The following is a 20852-nucleotide window of genomic DNA, read 5'->3' on the forward strand; positions in this document are numbered from 1 at the left end:
TTTTGAACATTGCGCAGGTCTTTCGTGCGCCTTCGCTCCTACAGTTGATCGGGTACAGCCGCGAGAGATTGGTTGATTGTCAGGCCGTCTTCGCTGGCAAGCCAGCTCCTACAAAAGCGCGCCCATGCCTTGATCTTGTGGACGACATATACCTTGTAGGAGCCGGCTTGCCGGCGAAGGCGATTTTGAACATTGCGCAGGTCTTTCGTGCGCCTTCGCTCCTACAGTTGATCGGGTACAGCCCCGAGTGATAGGTCGCCTGTCAGGCCGTCATCGCTGGCAAGCCAGCTCCTACAGTGGATCGAGTGTGTCCGCGCGAGATGGGTTGGTTGTCAGGACGCCATCGCGGCGATGCGAAGCGATGCCAGGAGTGGACGGCGGATTCAGTGCAAGCTAAAAAGTAACCTTACCGGTGCTGCGTCGACACTGCCCCGGATAACCCGGCAAAAAGGGAGTTTGCAACGTGACTGAAGATACAAAAACCAAAGGACCCGCCTCGTACTTCCCTTCCATCGAAAAAAAGTACGGCCACCCGGTCAGCCACTGGCTTGATCTGCTCAAGACCGTCAGCAGCAAGAAGCACATGGAGATGGTGGCCTGGCTCAAGACCGAGCACGGCCTGGGTCATGGCCACGCCAATGCTCTGGTTGCCTATTACCTGGCTAACGCAGGTTGAGGCAAGCCGTCACGCAAGCTTGATGGCGCCTCCCTGGATCTCGTCACGGGCGATCCGCAAGTCGGTGGCGTCCTGGTTGAGCCGATGAATAAGGTTCAGCAAGCGTTGGCGCAGCACCTCGTCCTTGAGCTGTTCAGCGGCGCGCATGACGTCCAGCGCCGCGCCCTCGTTGTTGGAGGCCACGGAGTCGAGCAGTTTGCGGATGCTTCTTGATGGCCGGTTCATGGGTCGCTCCCTCGGTTTTGGTTGAGGCGGATCTTAGGCGCGTTATGTTTCGTCTGTGTTGCAGCCACAAAAGGTTTGTACGGCTTTTCAACTGGTTTGCGATGGCATGGGCTAATCTGCCTTCAGGCTCGACAGGCGTCACCGTCCCTCATCAGCTCAAGGCATCGGCAATATGATCATTTCGTCCGCATCCGATTATCGCGAGGCAGCCCGTCGCAAGCTCCCGCGTTTTTTGTTCGACTACATCGATGGCGGAGCCTATGCCGAGCATACGCTGCGGGCCAACAGCGCCGATCTGGCGGACGTCAGCCTGCGCCAGCGCATCCTCAAGAATGTCGAAGCCTTGAGCCTGGAGACGACCCTGTTCGATCAACGCCTGTCGATGCCCATCGTATTGGCGCCGGTAGGCCTGACCGGCATGTTCGCTCGCCGGGGTGAGGTGCAGGCGGTCAAGGCCGCCGAAAACAAAGGTATCCCGCTGTGCCTGTCCACCGTGTCGGTGTGCTCGATCGAAGAGGTCCGCGCCAACACCCAGCAGCCCATCTGGTTTCAGCTGTATGTGCTCAAGGACCGGGGCTTCATGAGAAACGCGCTGGAGCGCGCCAAGGCCGCCGGCGTGCAGAACCTGGTGTTCACGGTCGACATGCCGACGCCCGGTGCCCGCTATCGCGATGCCCATTCCGGCATGTCCGGTCCCTATGCATCGTCGCGGCGAATGCTGCAGGCCATCACCCGGCCCGACTGGGCCTTCAACGTCGGCCTGATGGGGCGGCCCCATGACCTGGGCAATGTCTCGAAGTACCTGGGCAAGGCGGTGACGCTCGAAGATTACATCGGCTGGCTGGCCAACAACTTCGACCCGTCGATCAGCTGGAGCGACCTGGAGTGGATTCGCGATTTCTGGAAGGGCCCGATGATCATCAAGGGCATTCTCGATCCCGAGGACGCCAGGGATGCGATCAGTTTTGGCGCGGACGGTATTATCGTCTCCAATCACGGCGGCCGGCAGCTGGACGGCGTGCTCTCCACGGTCCAGGCCCTGCCGCCAATCATGCAAGCGGTGGGCAATGACCTCAAGGTGCTGGTCGACTCGGGGATCCGCTCGGGGCTGGATGTGGTGCGCATGTTGGCACTGGGGGCCAAAGGGGTCCTGCTGGGACGCTCCATGGCTTATGCGCTGGCGGCCGATGGTCAACGCGGGGTGGAAAACATGCTGGATATCTTCGCCAAGGAGATGCGCGTGGCCATGACCCTGACGGGGGTCACCTCCATCGACCAGATCAACGAATCGATTCTGGTGCGTCATCCCCTCAAGTGAATAGCCACTGAATACCAGGAACCGTTCCATGCGCATCGCCCTGCTTTCCGATATCCATCTGTCCGTCGATGCCCTGCCGTTCCCGGCGGTGGACGCCGATATCCTGGTCCTGGCCGGAGACATCTCCCGTCCGGAAGCCGCCATCGAATGGGCAAGGGCCTGCCTGACGCCGGTGCTGTACGTGGCCGGCAATCACGAATTCTACGGCAGCGACCTGATCACAACCTACGCGCAGTTGCGCAGTCTGGCGCAAGGCACATCGATCCACGTGCTGGAGCGCACCGCTCACATTCACGACGGCGTACGCTTCCTCGGCTGTACCCTGTGGTCCGACTATCGCCTGTTTGATCAAGCGCAAGATCGGGCCCAGGGTATCGAGATGGCCACCCGGCTCATGCGCGACTTCAGCCGCATCAGGGTTGCGCCTGACTTTCCAGACCTGTTCACCCCGGCTATTTCCCAGCTGATTTTCCTGCAGACGGTCGCCTGGCTGGACGAGTGTTTTGCCGCCGACCGCAGCATCCCCACGGTGGTGATCTCGCATTTCGCACCGACCCGGTCGAGCATCAGCCCGGCGTTCGCCGATTCGCCGATCAACGCCAGTTTCGTGTCGGACCTCGAAGCGCGGATCAAGAAGTGGCAGCCGGCACTCTGGCTGCATGGCCATACCCACGGCAGCTTCGATTACCGGATCGGCAACACCCGGGTTGTGTGCAATGCACGGGGCTATGCCAGGAATGGCGTCAATGAGAATTCTCGATTCGAGGCGGCTCATGTGATTGACCTGGAGCTGTGACCCCGGCCTCATACCAAAGCGTTAACCTGCTACACCCAGGTCTGGTGGTCAGCGGCAGGATTTGCCCCTACATTGCCCGCGCTAGTGGCCCCGGCGCAAAAAGCGTATCGCACTGCGTCATGCTGGATTTAGAATCGATCGTGGCCAACCTACCCGCCCCTTTTGGCAGCTTCGCCAACGGACATTGACCCATGGACATCGCACCCCGTTTCATCATCCATGAAACCGCCCACTGGATCCTCAACCACCATATGTCTTCGGCGCTCCCCGGCTATCTGGTCCTGGGCACCCGGCACAACGCCAATTCATTGTCCGACCTTCCCGAGCAGGCCCTGGCCGAAATGGGCGGGCTGCTCGCCAGAGTCCAGAAAACCCTGCAAGCGGAGTTGCAGCCCAAGTGGCTCTACATCAGCCGATTCGGCCACGATCCGCGCTTCCCTATCCATTTCCATTACATCCCGGTGTACCCGTGGGTCGAAGAACTGTTCTGGCAGGATGAGCGCTACCGGCTGCTGGAAAATTTCGGAGACAACGCCAGCGCCCACACGCTGACCGATGGCGCGGAAATGACCCTGTTCATCTGGCGTGAATTCGGCGAAAGCCCGCAACCGCCGGCCATTGAAGGCCCTTCGATCGACCAGGTCATCGAGCGCTTGCGTGCCTCCTTCAGTCCGGCAAGCCCGCGCCTGGTTGTTCAAGCCGGCAGCTGACATCGGCAATCGCGGTGCTAACATGACGGGCGTACCCGGATGCCTCAATCAGCGCATCCTCCATCAACAGCCGGCAGTCATCGCATGATCGAAGTCACCGAAGTTTCCATAGCCCAACTGCGCGCTGCGCTCGAATCCGGCCAGACCACCGCCGTTGAACTGGTCCAGGCCTATCTCGCGCGGATCGATGCCTACGACACGCCCCAGACGCCCACCGCGCTCAACGCGGTAGTGGTGCGCAACCCCGAAGCGCTGAAAGAGGCCCAGGCCAGCGATGCCCGGCGCGCCAAGGGCCAGGCCCTGGGCCCGCTCGATGGCATTCCCTATACGGCCAAGGACAGTTATCTGGTCAAGGGGCTGACCGCCGCCTCCGGCAGTCCGGCCTTCAAGGACCTGGTCGCCTATCGCGATGCCTTCACCATCGAACGGCTGCGCGCCGCCGGCGCCATCTGCCTGGGCAAGACCAATATGCCGCCGATGGCCAACGGCGGCATGCAGCGTGGCGTGTACGGCCGCGCTGAAAGCCCGTACAACGCCGACTACCTCACCGCCCCCTTCGCCTCGGGTTCGTCGAACGGCGCCGGGACGGCCACCGCCGCCAGTTTTGCCGCCTTCGGCCTGGCGGAAGAAACCTGGTCGAGCGGTCGTGGCCCGGCCTCCAACAATGGCTTGTGTGCCTACACGCCTTCGCGCGGGGTGATCTCGGTGCGCGGCAACTGGCCGTTGACGCCGACCATGGACGTGGTCGTGCCGTTTGCCCGGACCATGGCGGACCTGCTCGAAGTGCTCGACGTGGTGGTCGCCGAAGACTCCGACACCCGCGGCGACCTGTGGCGCCTGCAACCCTGGGTGCCGATTCCGCCTGTCGCCTCGGTGCGCCCTGCTTCCTACCAGGACCTGGCCGCCAACGCCGCGGCACTGGCCGGCAAGCGCCTGGGTGTTCCGCGCATGTACATCAACGCCGATCCTGAAGCCGGCACCAGCGAGGCCCCTGGCATCGGCGGCCCGACCGGACAGCGCATCCACACCCGGCCTTCGGTGATCGGGTTGTGGGAGCAGGCCCGCCAGGCCTTGCAAGCCGCCGGCGCCGAAGTCATCGAGGTGGATTTCCCGCTGGTCTCCAACTGCGAAGGCGATCGTCCCGGTGCGCCGACCGTGTTCAATCGCGGGATCGTGTCCAAGGAGTTCCTGCATCACGAGTTGTGGGACCTGACAGCCTGGGCGTTCGATGATTTCCTGCAGGCCAACGGCGATCCAGAATTGAACCGCCTGGTCGACGTCGACGGACCACTGATTTTCCCCCATGACCCGGGCACCCTGCCCAACCGCGAGGGCGACCTTGCCGCCGGGATGGACGAGTACGTGCGCATGGCCGAGCGCGGCATCACTCCCTGGGACCAGATCCCGACGTTACCGGATGGCCTGCGCGGCCTGGAACAGACCCGAAAGATCGATCTCGAACAGTGGATGGATCGGCTGGGGCTCGATGCGGTGATCTTCCCGACCGTCGCCGACGTCGGCCCGGCCAATGCCGACGTCGACCCGGCAGCGGCGGACATCGCCTGGAGCAACGGCGTCTGGGTGGCCAACGGCAACCTCGCGATACGCCATCTGGGGGTTCCGACGGTCACCGTGCCGATGGGGGTCATGGCGGACATCGGCATGCCCGTGGGGCTGACCTTTGCCGGTCGCGCCTATGACGATTCGACCCTGCTGCGCCTGGCGTCGGCGTTCGAGGCCACAGGCTCGAAGCGCTTGATCCCGCCGCGCACCCCAGCGCTGGGCAAGTGATAACGCGGGCGGGACTGGCGCGCTATTGGCGCCAGTCCCGCCACCGACTGGTGCACCCGGACGCAAGTAGCGCTTTATAAAAGTGCAGGATGCCTCGTTGATTTGCCCCGAAGCTCAACCCTCTCCCTTCCCCGCCCGGATATCAGCAACCATCACGACCTGAAACGCATTTCTGGCGCGTGACTTGCTAGGTACACCTCAACCCTGCAGTCAACGCTGATTGCATACATACGACAAAGGCGCCGTGTGTCCCCCGTTTTTTCTGACGGTGGGCCGCATGGCGCCTTTTTTGTTTACGGCATCGGCAACGGCCGGCAAGAGATTCGAGGGGCGAGGATGGCAAGCAAAACCGTACGCAGTGTATGTCCCTATTGTGGTGTGGGCTGCGGCATCGTCATGCAGGTGGAAAACAACCGGGTCGTCAAGGTCAGCGGCGACAAGGCCCACCCGACCAACGCCGGCCGGCTCTGTACCAAAGGCACCACCTGCGGCCAGGCCATCGCCGAGTCGGGCCGGATGGAACACGCCTACCTGCGCCAGGAACGCCAGCGCGACCCGGTGCGCATCGCCATGGACAAGGCCATCAGCGAGACGGCCAGCCGCCTGCGCGACACACTCGATAAGCACGGCCCCGATGCGTTGTCGTTCTACGTGTCCGGGCAGATGTCGCTGGAAGCCCAATACCTGATCAACAAGCTGGCCAAGGGTTTTGTCGGGACCAACAACATAGAGTCCAACTCCCGCCTGTGCATGGCCAGCGCCGGCAGCGGCTACAAGCTGTCCCTCGGTTCTGACGGCCCTGCGGGTTCGTACCAGGACTTCGATAATGCGGACCTGTTTTTCGTCATCGGCGCCAACATGGCCGACTGTCACCCGATCCTGTTCCTGCGCATGCTGGACCGGGTCAAGGCCGGGGCGAAGCTGATCGTGGTCGACCCACGGCGCAGTGCCACGGCAGACAAAGCCGACCTGTTCCTGCCGATCAAGCCTGGAACCGACCTGGCGTTGCTCAATGGCTTGCTGCACCTGCTGGTGAAAAACGGCCATACCGACCCGGCCTTCATCGCCGCGTTCACCGAAGGCTGGGAGGCCATGCCCGACTTCCTCGAGGACTATCCGCCGGCCAGGGTCGCACACATCACCGGCCTGCCCGAGGCGGACATTCGAAAGGCTGCGTCATGGATCGGCGAGGCCGCCGAGTGGATGAGCTGCTGGACCATGGGCCTGAACCAGAGCACCCACGGCACCTGGAACACCAACGCCCTGTGCAACCTGCACCTGGCTACCGGTGCGATCTGCCGGCCAGGCAGCGGGCCGTTTTCCCTGACCGGGCAGCCGAACGCCATGGGCGGTCGCGAGATGGGCTACATGGGGCCAGGCCTGCCCGGCCAGCGTTCGGCGCTGGTCGAGGCGGACCGGGCGTTCATCGAGGATCTGTGGCGCATCCCCCGCGACAGCCTTCCGCGCAACGTCGGCGGCGGCACCGTGGCCCTGTTCGAAGACATGAATGCAGGCAAGATCAAGGCCTGCTGGATCATCTGCACCAACCCGGTCGCGTCGGGCCCCAACCGCCAGAAAGTCATCGACGGCCTGCAGGCGGCCGAACTGGTGATCACCCAGGACGCCTACCTCGACACCGAGACCAACCGCTACGCCGACATCCTCCTGCCCGGCGCGCTCTGGGCCGAGGCCGAGGGCGTGATGATCAACTCCGAGCGCAACCTGACCCTGATGCAAAAAGCCGTGGAGCCTCCGGGCGAGACGCTGCCCGACTGGCAGATCATCGCCCGGGTGGCCTGCGCGATGGGCTTCGCCGACGCGTTCACCTACAGCGCTGCCGACGAGGTGTTCGAAGAGATCAAACACGCCTGGAACCCCAGGACCGGCTACGACATTCGTGGCGCCAGTTACCCGCGCCTGCGTGACCAACCGCTGCAATGGCCCTGCGCGTCCGAGGCCGCCCCGGAGCGCAATCCGATTCGCTACCTCAACAATGGCGTGAGCCAGACGCTCAAGGTCGAAGCCGATGGCAGCCAGCCGGCGATCGTGTTTGCCACCGAGCGCGGCAAAGGCATCTTCCTCGCCCGACCGCATATGGCACCAGCGGAAATGCCCGATGATGCCTTTCCCTTCGTGCTCAACACCGGGCGCTTGCAGCACCAGTGGCACACCCTGACCAAGACCGGCAAGGTGGCGACCCTGAACAAGCTCAACCCGGGCCCCTTCGTCGAGATCCATCCCGAGGATGCCAGCGCGCTGGGCATCAGGGACAAGGACCCGGTCGAAGTTCGTTCCGTGCGGGGTCGGGCCGTGTTGCCGGCGGTGGTGACCGACCGCGTGCGCCAGGGCAATTGTTTTGCGCCTTTTCACTGGAACGATGTGTTTGGCGAGCACCTGGCGATCAATGCCGTGACCAACGATGCCGTCGACCCGATCTCCCAGCAGCCGGAATTCAAATTCTGCGCGGTCGCCTTGCAGCGGGTCGAACTGATCGACCATCAGTTCCTGCAATCCCCAGTGCCTGCCGCCGTTGCCCCCTCCCCCTTGCCAGAGGAACTCGCCATGTCGAGCATCGAGACCTTCGCTGATCTGGCGGGCATCCAGCGCCTGCCCTCGCCACAACTGAACGACAGTGAACGCACCTACCTCGCCGGTTTCCTCAGTGGCCTGCAATCCGCCGCCGGTCGCCAGGCGCCCGGCGTGCCGGTGCTACCGCCCAGCGCGCCGCTGGCAAGCGAGACTCGCCTGTGGCTGGACGGGCTGCTGGGCGGGTTGTTCAGCCGGGTCGATGCGGGGGTTGCGCAAGTGGCCAGCCAGGCTGAAGCACCCACGGTGACAGTGCTCTGGGCCTCGCAAACCGGCAATGCCGAAACCCTTGCCGAGCGTCTGGCCGCGCGCCTGCGTGACGGCGGTTTCGCCGTGGAGCTGAGCGCGATGGCCGACTTTCCAGCCAGCAAGTTGGCCAGCACGCAGAATCTGGCCCTGATCAGCAGCACCTTCGGCGATGGCGACCCGCCGGACAACGGCGAAGGTTTCTGGCACAGCCTCAGCACCACCCAGACCCGTCTGGAATCGCTGCGCTTTGCCGTGCTGGCCCTGGGTGATCCGGCCTACGACCAGTTCTGCCGGCACGGCAAGCAACTCGACCTGCGCCTGCAGGAACTGGGTGCCACCCGCCTGCTGGAACGGGTCGATTGCGACACCGAATTCGAAGAGCGCGCCGATACCTGGCTGGCGCAATTGCAGGAGACCCTCAAGCCAGAGCCTGCGCCCGTTGTCGAGGCGCAGGGTGCCGCCAGCCCCGCTGAAACACCCGGCAAGGCCAAGCCCCATGCCTCGCGGTTGCTGGTCAACCTTCACCTCAACAGCCAGAGCCCGCACAAGGAAACCCGCCTGTTTTCCCTGGACCTGGCGGATTCGGCACTGGGCTATGAAGCAGGTGATGCCCTGGGCGTCCATCCGCGCAACTGCCCTGAACTGGTCGACGAGCTGCTTGACCTGACCCGGTTGAATGCCGAGGCGACGGTGAGCCTCGATAAATTCGGCGAGGTGTCGTTACGCCAGGCCCTGACCGAACATTTTGAAATCGCCCGTCCCAACAGCGACACCCTGGCCTTCATCGCCGAACGCAGCGCCAACCCCGGCCTGAAGCAGCTGTTGGGCAATGAACACAAGGCTCAACTGAAAGAATGGTTGTGGGGACGGCAACTGGCGGACGTGCTGCAGGCCTATCCGCTCGACTGCTCGGCGAGCGAGCTGCTGGGCACCTTCAAACGCCTGCAACCGCGCTTGTATTCCATCGCTTCGAGCGCCAAGGCGCATCCACGGGAAGTCCATCTCACCGTGGCCGCGGTGCGCTACGGCAAACGCAAGGGCGTGTCCTCGACCTTCCTCGCCGACCGCGCGCAAAACGCTGACGTACCGGTTTTCGTCCAGCCGTCGAAACACTTTCGCGTGCCTACCGAAGGCGACGTGCCAATGATCATGATCGGTCCCGGCACCGGCGTCGCACCCTTCCGCGCCTTCCTGCAGGAGCGCCGCGCGCGAGGCGACCAGGGCAGGAACTGGCTGTTCTTCGGTGAACAGCACGCTGCCAGCGATTTCTATTACCGCGATGAACTGCAAGGCATGCAGCACGATGGCCTGCTGACGCACCTGAGCCTGGCGTTTTCCCGGGACCAGGCGCAGAAAATCTACGTACAGGACCGCATCCGCGAACAAGGCGCCGAACTCTGGCGCTGGCTGCAGGACGGCGCCCGGTTGTACATCTGTGGCGATGCCAGCTGCATGGCCAGGGACGTCGACCAGGCCTTGCGCCAGGTCGCGCAACGCCATGGCGGCCTGGACCCGCAAGGCGCCGCCGATTATTGGCGGCAGATGAGTGAGCAGAAGCGGTATTTGCGGGATGTCTACTGAGGGGGGCGGCGGGTGGATCAAGCGGCGCCCAGCAGATCGCCTTCGCTGGCAAGCCAGCTCCTACAGGTCCGAGAACGACCACGGATCCATGCCCCACATAAAAACTGTAGGAGCTGGCTTGCCAGCGAAGGCACCCGCCAGATCGCCTTCTCCGGCAAGCCGGGCTCCTACAGGTCCGCGAACGGCCGTCTTTGCTCAAGTCAAGCGCAAAACCCTAGACAAGCTCCTGTTCCCGGATCAGCTTCTTGTTGATCTTGCCGACGCTGGTCTTGGGAATCTCGGCGACGAACTTGAACTGCTTGGGGATCGCCCATTTGTTGATGCGGCCAAGTTCGACAAACCCTTGCAGGTGCGCCTCGAGGATCTTGCGGTCAAGGTATTGCCCAGGCGTACACACCACCAGCGCCATGGGCCGTTCGCCCCATTGGTCATCGGCAATGCCGACCACCGCGACCGACAGCACCGCCTCGTGTTCGCTGATCAGGCTTTCCAGTTCCAGCGAGCTGATCCACTCCCCGCCCGTCTTGATCACGTCCTTGATCCGGTCCTTGATTTCCACCCCACCCAACGGGTCGATGGACGCCATGTCGCCGGTGTGCAGCCAGCCGTCCTGCCAGAGTTCGGCGCCCTTTTGCGGCTCCTTCAGATAGCCTTGGGTCAACCAAGGTGCGCGCACCACGATCTCGCCCAGGGATTCACCGTCATGGGCAACGTCATTGCCACTGGCGTCGATGATTTTCAGGTCGACCATCGGCACCGGCGTGCCGGTCTTGATGCGCATCGGCAGTTGCGCCTGCATGGGTTGCTTGAGGTCTTCGTCGCGCAGGTAGGTCAGGCACAGCAACGGGCAGGTCTCGGACATGCCGTAGCCGGCGTGCACCACGATGCCCTTGGCGCTGGCTTCGCTGGCAATCCCCAGGGGCAGCGCGCTGCCACCCAGGAGCATTTTCCAGCCGTCGAAACGGGCGGACTTGCCTTGCTCGCAGCTGAGGATCATCTGCAGGATGGTCGGCACACAGTGGGAGAAGGTCACCTTCTCTTCCTGATACAGCCGCACCAGGCTGTTGGGTTCGTAGCGGCCGGGGTACACCTGCTTGATGCCCATGAGGGTGGCGACGTAAGGCACGCCCCAGGCATGCACGTGGAACATCGGCGTGATTGGCATGTACACGTCGTCGGAGCGCAGCAATGGCGCACCCTGGTAGACACCCAACGAGCCCACGGCATTCAGGGTGTGCAGGACCAGCTGGCGATGGGTGAAATACACGCCCTTGGGGTCGCCGGTGGTGCCGGTGGTGTAGAACAGCGTGGCCACCGAGTTCTCGTCGAAATCGGGAAAGTCGTACTGGTCCGCGCACTGGGACAACAGCTGCTCGTACTCGCCCAGCAACGGCAGTGAAGTGTCGGATGCCTGGTCATCGGTGAGCTGGACAAAGCCTTTGACCGTGGTCAGCCGCCCCTGGATCTGCTCCACCAGCGGCAGGAAATCGTCATGCACCAGCACCAGGTCGTCTTCGGCGTGGTTCATGGTGAACAGCACCTGCTCCGGCGACAGGCGAATGTTCACCGTGTGCAGCACCGCGCCGATCATCGGCACGGCAAAGAAGCATTCCAGATAACGGTGGCTGTCCCAGTCGAGCAGGGCCACGGTGTCCCCGGCCTTGACCCCGGCCGCGGTCAACGCATTGGCCAAACGGCGAATACGCTTGTTGAGGGTCTCGTAGCTGTAGCGCAGTTTGTCGGCGTAGACGATTTCCCGGCCCGGTTCGTAGCGCACCCCGGACAGCAGCAATTGCTTGATCAGCAAGGGGTAGGCGTAGGCGCCGTCGGCGGGTGGAATTATTTTTGTCGCCATCATGATAAAGATTCCTTGTCCTTTCGATCAGAACTGATCGGCTTGAAGCTCGTAGAGGCAGGCGCTGCCGGCCTTGGCCGATGCGCTCAACGAGTGGATACGCGGCAGCAACCTTGCGAAGTAGAAACGCGCGGTGGCCAGTTTGCTGATGTAGAAATCGTCCTCGGCATCGCCGCTCATGACGGCCTTGGCCATGCGCGCCCACATGTAGGCGTAGGCGGTGTAGCCAAATACCTGCAGGTACTCGACCGAGGCGGCGCCGATTTCATTCGGGTTGCCTTGGGCCCGATCGAGCAGCCACGCGGTCAGCTCGTCGAGGGTGTCCACGGCCGCGTTCAGCGGTTGGGTGAACTCGCCGAGGTCAGCGCTGGCGCTGGCGGTGAAGTCGCGCATCTCGGATGCGAACAGGCGATAGAGCGCCCCGCCGCTGCCAACGATCTTGCGCCCGGCCAGATCGAGGGACTGGATGCCGTTGGTGCCTTCGTAGATCTGCGTGATGCGCACGTCGCGCACCAGCTGTTCCTGGCCCCACTCGCGGATGTAGCCGTGGCCGCCGAAAACCATTTGCCCGTGCAGGGTGGTTTCCAGGCCCATGTCGGTGAGGAACGCCTTGGCCACCGGGGTCAGCAAGGCCACCAGGTCCTGGGCGCGATTGCGCTCGGTCGGGTCTTCGCTGAACTTGGCGATGTCCAGTTGCAGGGCGACGTAGCTGGAGAACGCGCGACCGCCCTCGTTCAGGGCCTTCATGGTCAACAGCATGCGGCGCACGTCGGGGTGGACGATGATCGGGTCGGCGGCCTTGTCCTTGTTCTGTGCGCCGGTGGGTGCACGGCTCTGCAGGCGGTCACGGGCATAAGCCAGGGCATTCTGGTAGGAGCGTTCGCCCTGGGCCAGGCCCTGGATGCCCACGCCCAGGCGCTCGTAGTTCATCATGGTGAACATCGCCGCCAGGCCCTTGTTCGGCGCATCGATGATGTAGCCGGTGGCGCCGTCGAAGTTCATCACGCAGGTGGCGGAGGCCTTGATGCCCATCTTGTGTTCGATGGAGCCGCAGGACAGCGAATTAGGCTCACCCAGCGAACCGTCGGCATTGACCAGCACTTTCGGCACCAGGAACAGCGAGATGCCTTTCGGTCCGGCGGGAGCATCCGGCAGGCGCGCCAGGACCAGGTGGATGATGTTCTCGGTGAGGTCGTGGTCGCCGCCGGTGATGAAGATCTTGCTGCCGCTGACCTTGTAGCTGCCATCGGCCTGGGGCTCGGCCTTGGTGCGGATCATGCCCAGGTCGGTGCCGGCATGGGCCTCGGTCAGGCACATCGAACCTGTCCAGGTGCCGGCGTACATGTTCGGCAGGTAACGCTCCTTGAGCTCCTCGCTGGCGTGGGCCTTGATCGACAGGCAGGCACCGGCCGTCAGCATCGGGTACAGGCCGAACGACAGGCTGGCCGCGTTGACCATCTCTTCGACCTGGGCCGAAATGGCCTTGGGCATGCCCATGCCGCCGTACTGCGGATCACCGCCGACACCGACCCAACCACCTTCGGCGAAGGCTTGATAGGCCTGGGCAAAACCTTCTGGCGCGGTGACCGAACCATTGCTCCAGGTACAGCCCTGCTCGTCGGTGGCGCGGTTCAAGGGGGCGATGACTTCGCCACTGATCTTGCCGGCTTCTTCGAGGATCGCGGCGGCGGTTTCTTCATCGATCACCTCGGCCAGGCCAGGCAGATTGGCCCAGAGCCGGGATACCTGGAAAACCTCGTTGAGTACGAAGCGCATGTCGCGCAGGGGAGCGTTGTAATCAGACATCGTGGCTTACTCGGAAGTGGTCACGGCATGAGGCATGCCAGGACGTTCAGTGGATTCAGTGTTTTCGCCTGCCGCGACAGAGCCGGGCTTAGGCGCCCGTTCACGCAGCAGGAAGTACGACAGGGCCGGAATGAGGATCAGCGCGCCGAGCATGTTCCACAGGAACATGAAGGTCAGCAGGATGCCCATGTCGGCCTGGAACTTGATCGGCGACCAGACCCAGCACACCACGCCGGCTGCCAGGGTGATGCCCACCAGCCCGACCACCCGGCCTGTGAACGACACGGCGTTGCGGTAGGCCTGGGACAGCGGCAGGCCCTGACGCTGGAAGTGCAATTGCACACTGAGCAGGTACAAGGCGTAGTCGACGCCGATCCCCACGCCCAGGGCGATCACCGGCAAGGTCGCGACTTTCACGCCAATGCCCATGGCCACCATCAGTGCTTCGCAGAGGATCGAAGTCAGCACCAGCGGCAGCAGCGCCACCAGCGTGGCGCGCCAGCTGCGGAAGGTGATCAGGCAGAACAGTGTTACCGCCAGGTAGACGTACAGCAACATGGTGTGGTTGGCCTCGCGCACCACGATGTTGGTCGCCGCTTCGATCCCGGCACTGCCGGCCGCCAGCAGGAATTGGCGATCGTCGGTGCTGTTTTCCTTGGCAAACTTGTCGGCAATCGCCACCACGGCGTCGAGGGTCTCGGCCTTGTGGTCCTTGAGGAACGCAATCACCGGCATCAGCGAGCAGTTGTTGTTGAACAGCTCCGGCGAGTTGACCGAGGCTTGTTGCGCGGCATAGTTGAGCACGTCCTGGTTGCGCTGGATGCTGTTGAGCTTGGGGTTGCCTTCGTAGGTGCCGGCGGTGATCTGGCGTACCGCATTGACCAGCGAAGCGGTCGCCTGCACGCCCGGATACTGTTGCAGCTCCCAGGCCAGGCGGTCGGCGAGGACCAGGGTCTTGTAGTTCAGGCAGCCTTCCGGCGCGGTCTTGATCATCACCGCGAACAGGTCGCTGGACAGCGCGTAGTGGCTGGTGATGTAGGCGTTGTCGCGGTTGTAGCGCGAGTCGGCACGCAACTCCGGCGCCCCGCTTTCAAGGTCGCCGATCTTCAACTGCAGGCTGACCACGAAACCGCCGACGCCCATCAGCACCGCGACTAATACCGCCCCGGTGGCCCACTTGCGGGTGGTGAAACGATCGAGCAGGTCCCACAGTTTGCCAAGGCCTTTATGGTGCTCGGCACGGCTGTCGATTTTCAGCGCGCGCTCGGCGGCCTTGCGCCCGACACCGACGTAGGACAGCGCCACCGGCATCAGCAGCAGCGAGGTGAAGATCAGCACCGCGACGCCGATACTGGCGGTGATTGCCAGGTCCTGGATCACCGGAATGTCGATCAGCATCAACACGGCGAAGCCCACCGCGTCGGCCAACAACGCGGTAACGCCAGCGATGAACAGGCGGCGGAAGGTGTAGCGCGCGGCGATCAGTCTGTGGGTACCACGGGCGATGTCCTGCATGATGCCGTTCATCTTCTGCGCCGCGTGGGACACGCCGATGGCGAAGATCAGGAACGGCACCAGCACCGAATACGGGTCGATGGCGTAGCCCAGCCAGGCGACGATGCCCAGTTGCCAGACCACCGCAATCAACGAGCAACCGACCACCAGCAAGGTGCTGCGTACACAACGGGTGTAGGCGTAGATGATGACCAGCGAAGTGACCACCGCCAGGCCGAAGAACATCATCACCTGGATCAGGCCATCGATCAGGTCGCCCATCAGCTTGGCGAAACCGATCACCCGGACCTTGTAGTGGCCCTTGCCCTCGACACCGGACTTGCGTGCGGCGCTGTCGCCGGCATATTCGATCTTGTCGCGCAACTGCTCTTCGAGCATCTGCGAAAAGGCGTGGTAGTCGATGCGCTGTCCACCGGCGGCGGCTTTGTCCAGCAGCGGCACGATCAGCATGCTCGACTTGAAATCGCTGGCCACCAGGCTGCCGACGATCCCGGCGCGAGAGATGTTCTGGCGCAGCTGTTCGATCTGTTCCGGCTGCCCCGAGTAGGTGTCGGGCATTACCGGGCCACCCTGGAAGCCTTCCTCGGTGACTTCAGTCCAGCGCACCGCCGGGCTCCACAGGGACTTCATCCACGCACGGTCGACGCCTTCGGTGAGGAACAGTTGGTCGTTGACCTGCTTGAGCACGTCCAGATACTCGGGGTCGAAGATATCGCCCTGGGTGTTCTCGACCACCACCCGCACCGAGTTGCCCAGGCCGCGCAGCGAAGCGCGGTTCTCGAGGAAATTCTGGATGTACGGCTGGCTCTGCGGGATCATCTTCTCGAAGCTGGGACGCAGCTCCAGGCGGGTCACGGCCATGAAGCCCAGGACCACGGTGGCCAGGGCCATGAGCAGCATGAACAGGGGCCGATAGTTGAACACCAGCCGTTCCAGCAGGTTGCCGGAGCGGCGGTCGAAATCACGCAGCTCGCGGATCACCGGCATGGCGTCTTGTTTGATATTGCCCATGTCTGGGTTCTCGCTCTGAATTTTCGAGGTCTTAATCGACGGACAGTGCCAGTGCACCACGGCTACCCGCTACCACCAGCGCGCCAGTGGAGGACTGGGTGGCACCGGCGACCGGGATCCGTGCCGGTTGCTGCACCAGATGCATTTGCGCGCCAGCGCCCTGGCTGACCAGCATCTGGCCGCCCTGGGTGAACAGGCGGTAATTGCCACGGGCATCGATGAGGCCGGCGGTGATGCTGACGTGCAGGCCGGTGTCCAGCGCGGTCCAGTTCTGGCCGCCGTCGGTACTGCGTAGCACGTTGCCGCGCAAGCCATAGACCAGCACTTCGCCAGGCTTGCCGACCACGCCGAAGAAGCTGCCCTGATAAGGCGTCGGCACGGCGGCGAAGCGTTGGGCGCTGTCATCCCACTTGAGCAACAGGCCTTGCTCGCCGGCGATGTACAAAGCATCACCGGTGGAGGCAATGGCGTTGAGGTGGAAGCCTTGCGGGTTGTCGGTGCGATCCTGCAATGGCGTCCAGCTCTGGCCACCATCGTCAGTGCGCAGGATCAGGTTGAACACGCCGACCACATAGCCGGTTTTGTCATTGGCGAACCACACATCGAGCAGCGGTTTGTCCGCGCCCTGCTCCACCAGGCGCTGGCCTTCGGCGACCAGCAGTGGCCATTGTTCATTGCCGGGTTCGGCAGTGGACAACGCCGTGTAATGCTTGACCAGTAGATCGCCGATCTGGCGACCGTCGAGTTGCTTGTTCCAGGTCACGCCAGCGTCGCTGGTGTGCAATACCACGCCGTCATTGCCCACCGCCCAGCCTTGGCTGTCGGTGGGAAAACTCACGGCGGTGAGGTCGGCACTGACCGGCACGGCGGCCTGTTGCCAGTGCTGACCGCTATCATCGGAAAACAGGATATGGCCGCGCTGGCCTACGGCGATCACGCGCTCACCGGCGCGGGCCATGCCGGACAGCGGACTCTTGATGGCCAAGGCACTGACCCTGGCAGGCAGGTCCAGCACGTCGACGTAATCGGCCGCGTGGCTGACGCCCTGCATCAGGCCGAATACGACGCCAAACGCCACCTGCAAATAATTCTTGTATGAACACATACCGCGTCCTCTTCGGAAAACCGCGCGGACACACATCGGTGTGCCTGACGTTCAAACCTTGCGCCCGCCCGGTTCCACCGCCTTGTAGGAGCGAGCTTGCTCGCGATGGAGGTCAACGAAGACGGGGGAAACCTGACACCCCGCGGCGCTCTCCGGTTTTTCGCGAGCAAGCTCGCTCCTACAGCAGTGCACCGTGCGGGCGCGTTTTTTGCGGTTGGCTTAGCGAATACCGGCGCCGGCCAGGGATTCCGAGGACCACTGGGCCTTGGAGAGCGGATCGATGTACTTGATGCCGCCGTAAGGGCCGACTACACCGTTGATGTTGTAGGAGCCGCCAACCAGGTCGTAGATCATGAACGGCGTGGAGTCCGGGATCTGCTTGTCATAGCTCTGGCTGAGGAAGGCGAAGGAGCCGCGATAGAGCTGACCACGGGCGTCATATTGATCCGAGGCCAAAGCGGTCCAGCTGTCTTCGTCGAGGTAGAAGCGGCGCTTGGCGTAGATGTGGCGAGCCCCGGCCTTGAGGGTGCCTTCGACGACCCACACGCGGTGTTTTTCCCAGCGCACGAAGTCCGGTGCCAGGTGATTCGGAGTAGTGATCGACTTCGGATCCTGGACGTAGGTCAGCTTGTAGGTGTTGTAGGGCACGATCATTTCCTGCTTGCCGACCAGTTTCCAGTCGTAGCGATCCAGCGCACCGTTGAACACGAACACGTCGTCGTAGGTACCAGCGCCGGCCGTACCCGGGTTAGGCGTGTCGTACGCCAGGTTCGGGGCCAGTTTCACTCGACGCTGGCCAGGCAGGTATTGCCAGGCGCGGCGCGGTTGGGTCAGCGGGTTGGCGGCGTCCTTGAGCATCACCGCTTCGCCGGCACGACGCGCGGGACCGGTGTACGACAGCTTCATCTGGTAGTACACGTCGGCACTGCTGATCGGCTGCGCGAGGTTTTCGTAGATCGGGTAGGAAATGAACGCCTGCCCGGTGGTGGCCAGGCTCGGTACGCCGGCGGAGTCCACGTTCCAGGAGTCGTACTTGGAGTTGATGCTCACGCCCTGGTAACGCAACAGGAAGTTCCACATCGCTTCGTTGCCCGACTGCGGGATCGGGAACGGCACGCCCGGCAGCACGTTGTCGATGGCCAAGCCGCCTTCGAGGGACTTGGCGCCGCTGGCGTTCTTCACGCCGTTATCGAGGATCGCCTTGGGCAGCGACACGGTGCGGTGGGTCGGGAACACGTCGACACGGAACGTCGGGAAACGCTTGGCCAGTTCCACGGTGGTAGCGGTGAGCATGCCCTTGTACTGATCGACGTTCTTGCCGTCGATCACCAGCAGGGGTTTTTCACTGGCAAACGGGTCCGGACGCATGCTGTCGCCGGATTTGAAGCTGGCTGGCGGCGTGGTCAGGCCACCGTTGTAGGCCGGAATGGAACCATCAGCGTTCCCGGCCTTCTCGGCGCCCACCAGGGTCAGGCTGGTGCCCAGCTTGGCAGCGTCCTGGGTTGAAACAGCGGCCTGTACCTGGGCGGCAAGGACCATGGCCAGGGATGCGGCCAACACGGTTTTCACGAATTTCATGTTGTTATTCTCCTGCTTGCGTTGAGCAAATCAGTGGTGAATCAAAAAGTGGTTTTCATCGTCAGGTAAACGGCGCCACGGTCCTCAGTCGTTGCACCACCACCGGAGAAGGCTGAGTAGCCACCGGCGTAGCAGGCGTAGTTTTCGTTCCCGCTGAAGGCGTTCGGCGCAGCGCCATCACCTCCGTTGGGACCGGTACTCACACCACTGACATTGCACTTGTCGGCCTTGCCGAAAGAATCCACGTACTTCAGGTCGACAAAGTATTTGTTGTACACAACGGCCCCGAGGCCGACTGCGTAGTTACCGGTATCCTTGGCACCGCCACCGGAGACCGGTGACACACCATCGAGACCGAGGTTGACGGACATCGGCGCGTTGAGGTCGACACCGGGAAACACCTGGTACCAGGTCGGTGTGAAGTTGACCGCGATACCCCAGTTATCCCGGGTCGGCTGGTCGATGCCGCGATAGGTATCCTTGCCTTTGTAGAGCGCCTCGTTCTTGCTATCGAGCTTGAGCAAGTTGCTGTAGTACAACTCGGCCAGCACGGTTGCCTGGTCGAACACCGGCGTTTTCGGCAGGGTCATCAGGCCGTTGATCGTCCAGTGCAGGGTGTCGCCGGTGGCGGCCATGCTGTCGCCTTTCTCCGGCGTGTCATACACCACGCCGGTAGCCGCTGTACGCGCTGGCAGCAGGCCAAGACCCTGGCCCAGACCCAGCGGACTGGTGGTGCTGACAACCGCCGGAATACTGGCCAGCGGCATGTTGTGGCGAACGTTCAGGTCCGAACCCACGCTCACCCCGCCGACGTCCTTGGACAGGCTCAGGCCGACGATCTTGATGTTGTCGGCGTAGGCCATTTGATAGGTGGCAGTGTTCAGCGAGTTGAGCGTGTTGACTACCGCTGGCACTTGCCCTGCCGGACGGGTTCCGTTGGCGTTGGCCGAGCTGATGCCCCTGGCATCCAGCCACGCTTGCGGCAGGATTTCCGAGGTTTCGCGGTAGTAAACACCGAGGGTGCCGTCCAACCAGGCGGGCGACCACTTGGCCATCAGGCCCCAGTCGCCACGCTTGTCCGGCGTCAGGTCATGGCCGCGACGTACGTTGGTCAAACCGTTGCACGGCGCCAGGCCACAGCCCAGCGGGCTGCCCGGGACCACGGCGTTGGTGTTGCCCAACAGGAACGATTGCGCACCGAAACCGACCAGGTCGGAACCACCGTAGTAGGTGCCGGCTTCCGGCAGGCGCGCGGCGTCCCAATCGAGGAAATACTGGGCGCCCACGGTCAATTCCGGGTTGACGGTGAACGTCATCGACAGCTGGTTGCGCGGGACGAACAGTTCCTTGGCTTCAGTGCCCGGCGACGCGGCGAGCTTGGCCAGGTCGAGGCCGGACTGGCCGTAGCTGATCGAATGCACCGGGTTGAGAATGGTCTCGCCCCAGAACACGTTGTGCTGGCCAGCCTTGACGCTGAGCATCGACTCCTCGCCCACTTCGGTGCTGTAGAACACGAAGGCGTCGAGGATTTCCCCGGACGGACCGGAGTAGTAGCGCTGGGCGTAGTTGCTCAGGTGCGGGCTGCCATTGCCGACGTTGTCGTTGGTGACCCCGGCCAGGCGCGGGTCGTTGGCGATCAGGCCCGAAGTCGAACCGTTGCCGTTGACGAACGGGTTGGAGTTCGAGCCGGTGTTATCGTAGGCCTTGTCGTACCAGCTGGCGGCGCTGACGCGAAAGCCCATGTGGTTCTGGTAGACCACGTCCATCTCGGTCAGCAGGTCGACACGGTTGGTGATGTTGGTGCCGGACTTGCGGAAGTTGTAGTCGCCGTCGTTGTTGTTCGGGGTGCCCAACATGCGCTTGTCGGCGCTTTCGGTGCGCACGCCGTAGTTGTACTTGACGGTGTTGTCCAGGCGAACGTTCCAGTCCGGGTTACCGGTCTCGATTTCTGCCCCATGGGCGGCCGGCATGATGGCGGCCAGGATGGCCGAGGCCAACAAGGTGTAGCGTGCGGTGGTGAAGCCGTGACTCTTATTGTTGTGCATTGCGT

The 20852-nt window shown here is 63.1% G+C and carries 14 protein-coding genes; 7 read left to right on the forward strand and 7 right to left on the reverse strand.

Annotated features, from left to right (window positions below):
• The coding region (locus ACYP2Q_RS29760; protein ID WP_459733748.1) for a hypothetical protein at positions 1-251 on the forward strand (251 nt) is incomplete at its 5' end.
• A gap of 212 nt (positions 252-463) precedes the next feature.
• Positions 464-676, forward strand: coding sequence for a DUF4287 domain-containing protein (locus ACYP2Q_RS29765; RefSeq protein WP_459733749.1), 213 nt, complete (start codon positions 464-466; stop codon positions 674-676).
• Between the two features lie 9 nt (positions 677-685).
• Here the strand turns inward: ACYP2Q_RS29765 and ACYP2Q_RS29770 are convergent, their stop codons facing one another.
• Entirely contained in the window at positions 686-901 is a 216-nt protein-coding gene (locus tag ACYP2Q_RS29770) for a hypothetical protein (RefSeq protein WP_459733750.1), read from the reverse strand.
• Positions 902-1073: 172 nt separating this feature from the next.
• Between ACYP2Q_RS29770 and lldD the strand changes: the two genes are divergently transcribed.
• The 5 genes from lldD to ACYP2Q_RS29795 all read left to right on the forward strand — a co-directional run bounded on the left by lldD (position 1074) and on the right by ACYP2Q_RS29795 (position 9932).
• Entirely contained in the window at positions 1074-2219 is a 1146-nt protein-coding gene (lldD, locus tag ACYP2Q_RS29775) for an FMN-dependent L-lactate dehydrogenase LldD (RefSeq protein ID WP_459733751.1), read from the forward strand.
• A gap of 28 nt (positions 2220-2247) precedes the next feature.
• Positions 2248-3015: a metallophosphoesterase gene (locus ACYP2Q_RS29780; protein WP_459733752.1), complete on the forward strand. Its 768-nt coding sequence runs from the start codon at positions 2248-2250 to the stop codon at positions 3013-3015.
• A 191-nt stretch (positions 3016-3206) separates the two neighbouring features.
• Positions 3207-3725 (forward strand): HIT family protein, encoded by a 519-nt coding sequence (locus ACYP2Q_RS29785; RefSeq protein WP_459733753.1) that lies wholly within the window; start codon positions 3207-3209, stop codon positions 3723-3725.
• Positions 3726-3809: 84 nt separating this feature from the next.
• The gene (locus ACYP2Q_RS29790) at positions 3810-5516 is read left to right on the forward strand and encodes an amidase (protein ID WP_459733754.1); all 1707 of its coding nucleotides are present in this window, start codon (positions 3810-3812) and stop codon (positions 5514-5516) included.
• A gap of 336 nt (positions 5517-5852) precedes the next feature.
• Positions 5853-9932 carry a molybdopterin-dependent oxidoreductase gene (locus ACYP2Q_RS29795; protein ID WP_459733755.1) on the forward strand — a complete coding sequence of 1360 codons (4080 nt, stop codon included), beginning with the start codon at positions 5853-5855 and terminating at the stop codon, positions 9930-9932.
• 214 nt (positions 9933-10146) lie between these two features.
• On the opposite strand, the gene ACYP2Q_RS29800 is transcribed toward ACYP2Q_RS29795, so the two are convergent.
• From ACYP2Q_RS29800 to ACYP2Q_RS29825, 6 genes are all read right to left on the reverse strand, one after another.
• On the reverse strand, positions 10147-11790 hold the full coding sequence (locus ACYP2Q_RS29800; RefSeq protein WP_459733756.1) for a fatty acid--CoA ligase: 1644 nt from the start codon (positions 11788-11790) through the stop codon (positions 10147-10149).
• 24 nt (positions 11791-11814) lie between these two features.
• A complete protein-coding gene (locus tag ACYP2Q_RS29805) occupies positions 11815-13593 on the reverse strand; it encodes an acyl-CoA dehydrogenase C-terminal domain-containing protein (RefSeq protein ID WP_459733757.1) in 1779 nt (592 codons plus the stop codon).
• 6 nt (positions 13594-13599) lie between these two features.
• Complete coding sequence (locus ACYP2Q_RS29810; RefSeq protein WP_459733758.1) at positions 13600-16119, reverse strand: efflux RND transporter permease subunit; 2520 nt, start codon at positions 16117-16119, stop codon at positions 13600-13602.
• Positions 16120-16150: 31 nt separating this feature from the next.
• Entirely contained in the window at positions 16151-17224 is a 1074-nt protein-coding gene (locus tag ACYP2Q_RS29815) for a WD40/YVTN/BNR-like repeat-containing protein (protein ID WP_459733759.1), read from the reverse strand.
• A 219-nt stretch (positions 17225-17443) separates the two neighbouring features.
• Positions 17444-18802, reverse strand: coding sequence for a DUF1329 domain-containing protein (locus ACYP2Q_RS29820; RefSeq protein WP_459733760.1), 1359 nt, complete (start codon positions 18800-18802; stop codon positions 17444-17446).
• Positions 18803-18843: 41 nt separating this feature from the next.
• On the reverse strand, positions 18844-20847 hold the full coding sequence (locus ACYP2Q_RS29825) for a DUF1302 domain-containing protein (protein ID WP_459733761.1): 2004 nt from the start codon (positions 20845-20847) through the stop codon (positions 18844-18846).
• Between the last annotated feature and the right edge of the window lie 5 nt (positions 20848-20852).

The organism is Pseudomonas sp. MHK4, assembly GCF_054600775.1.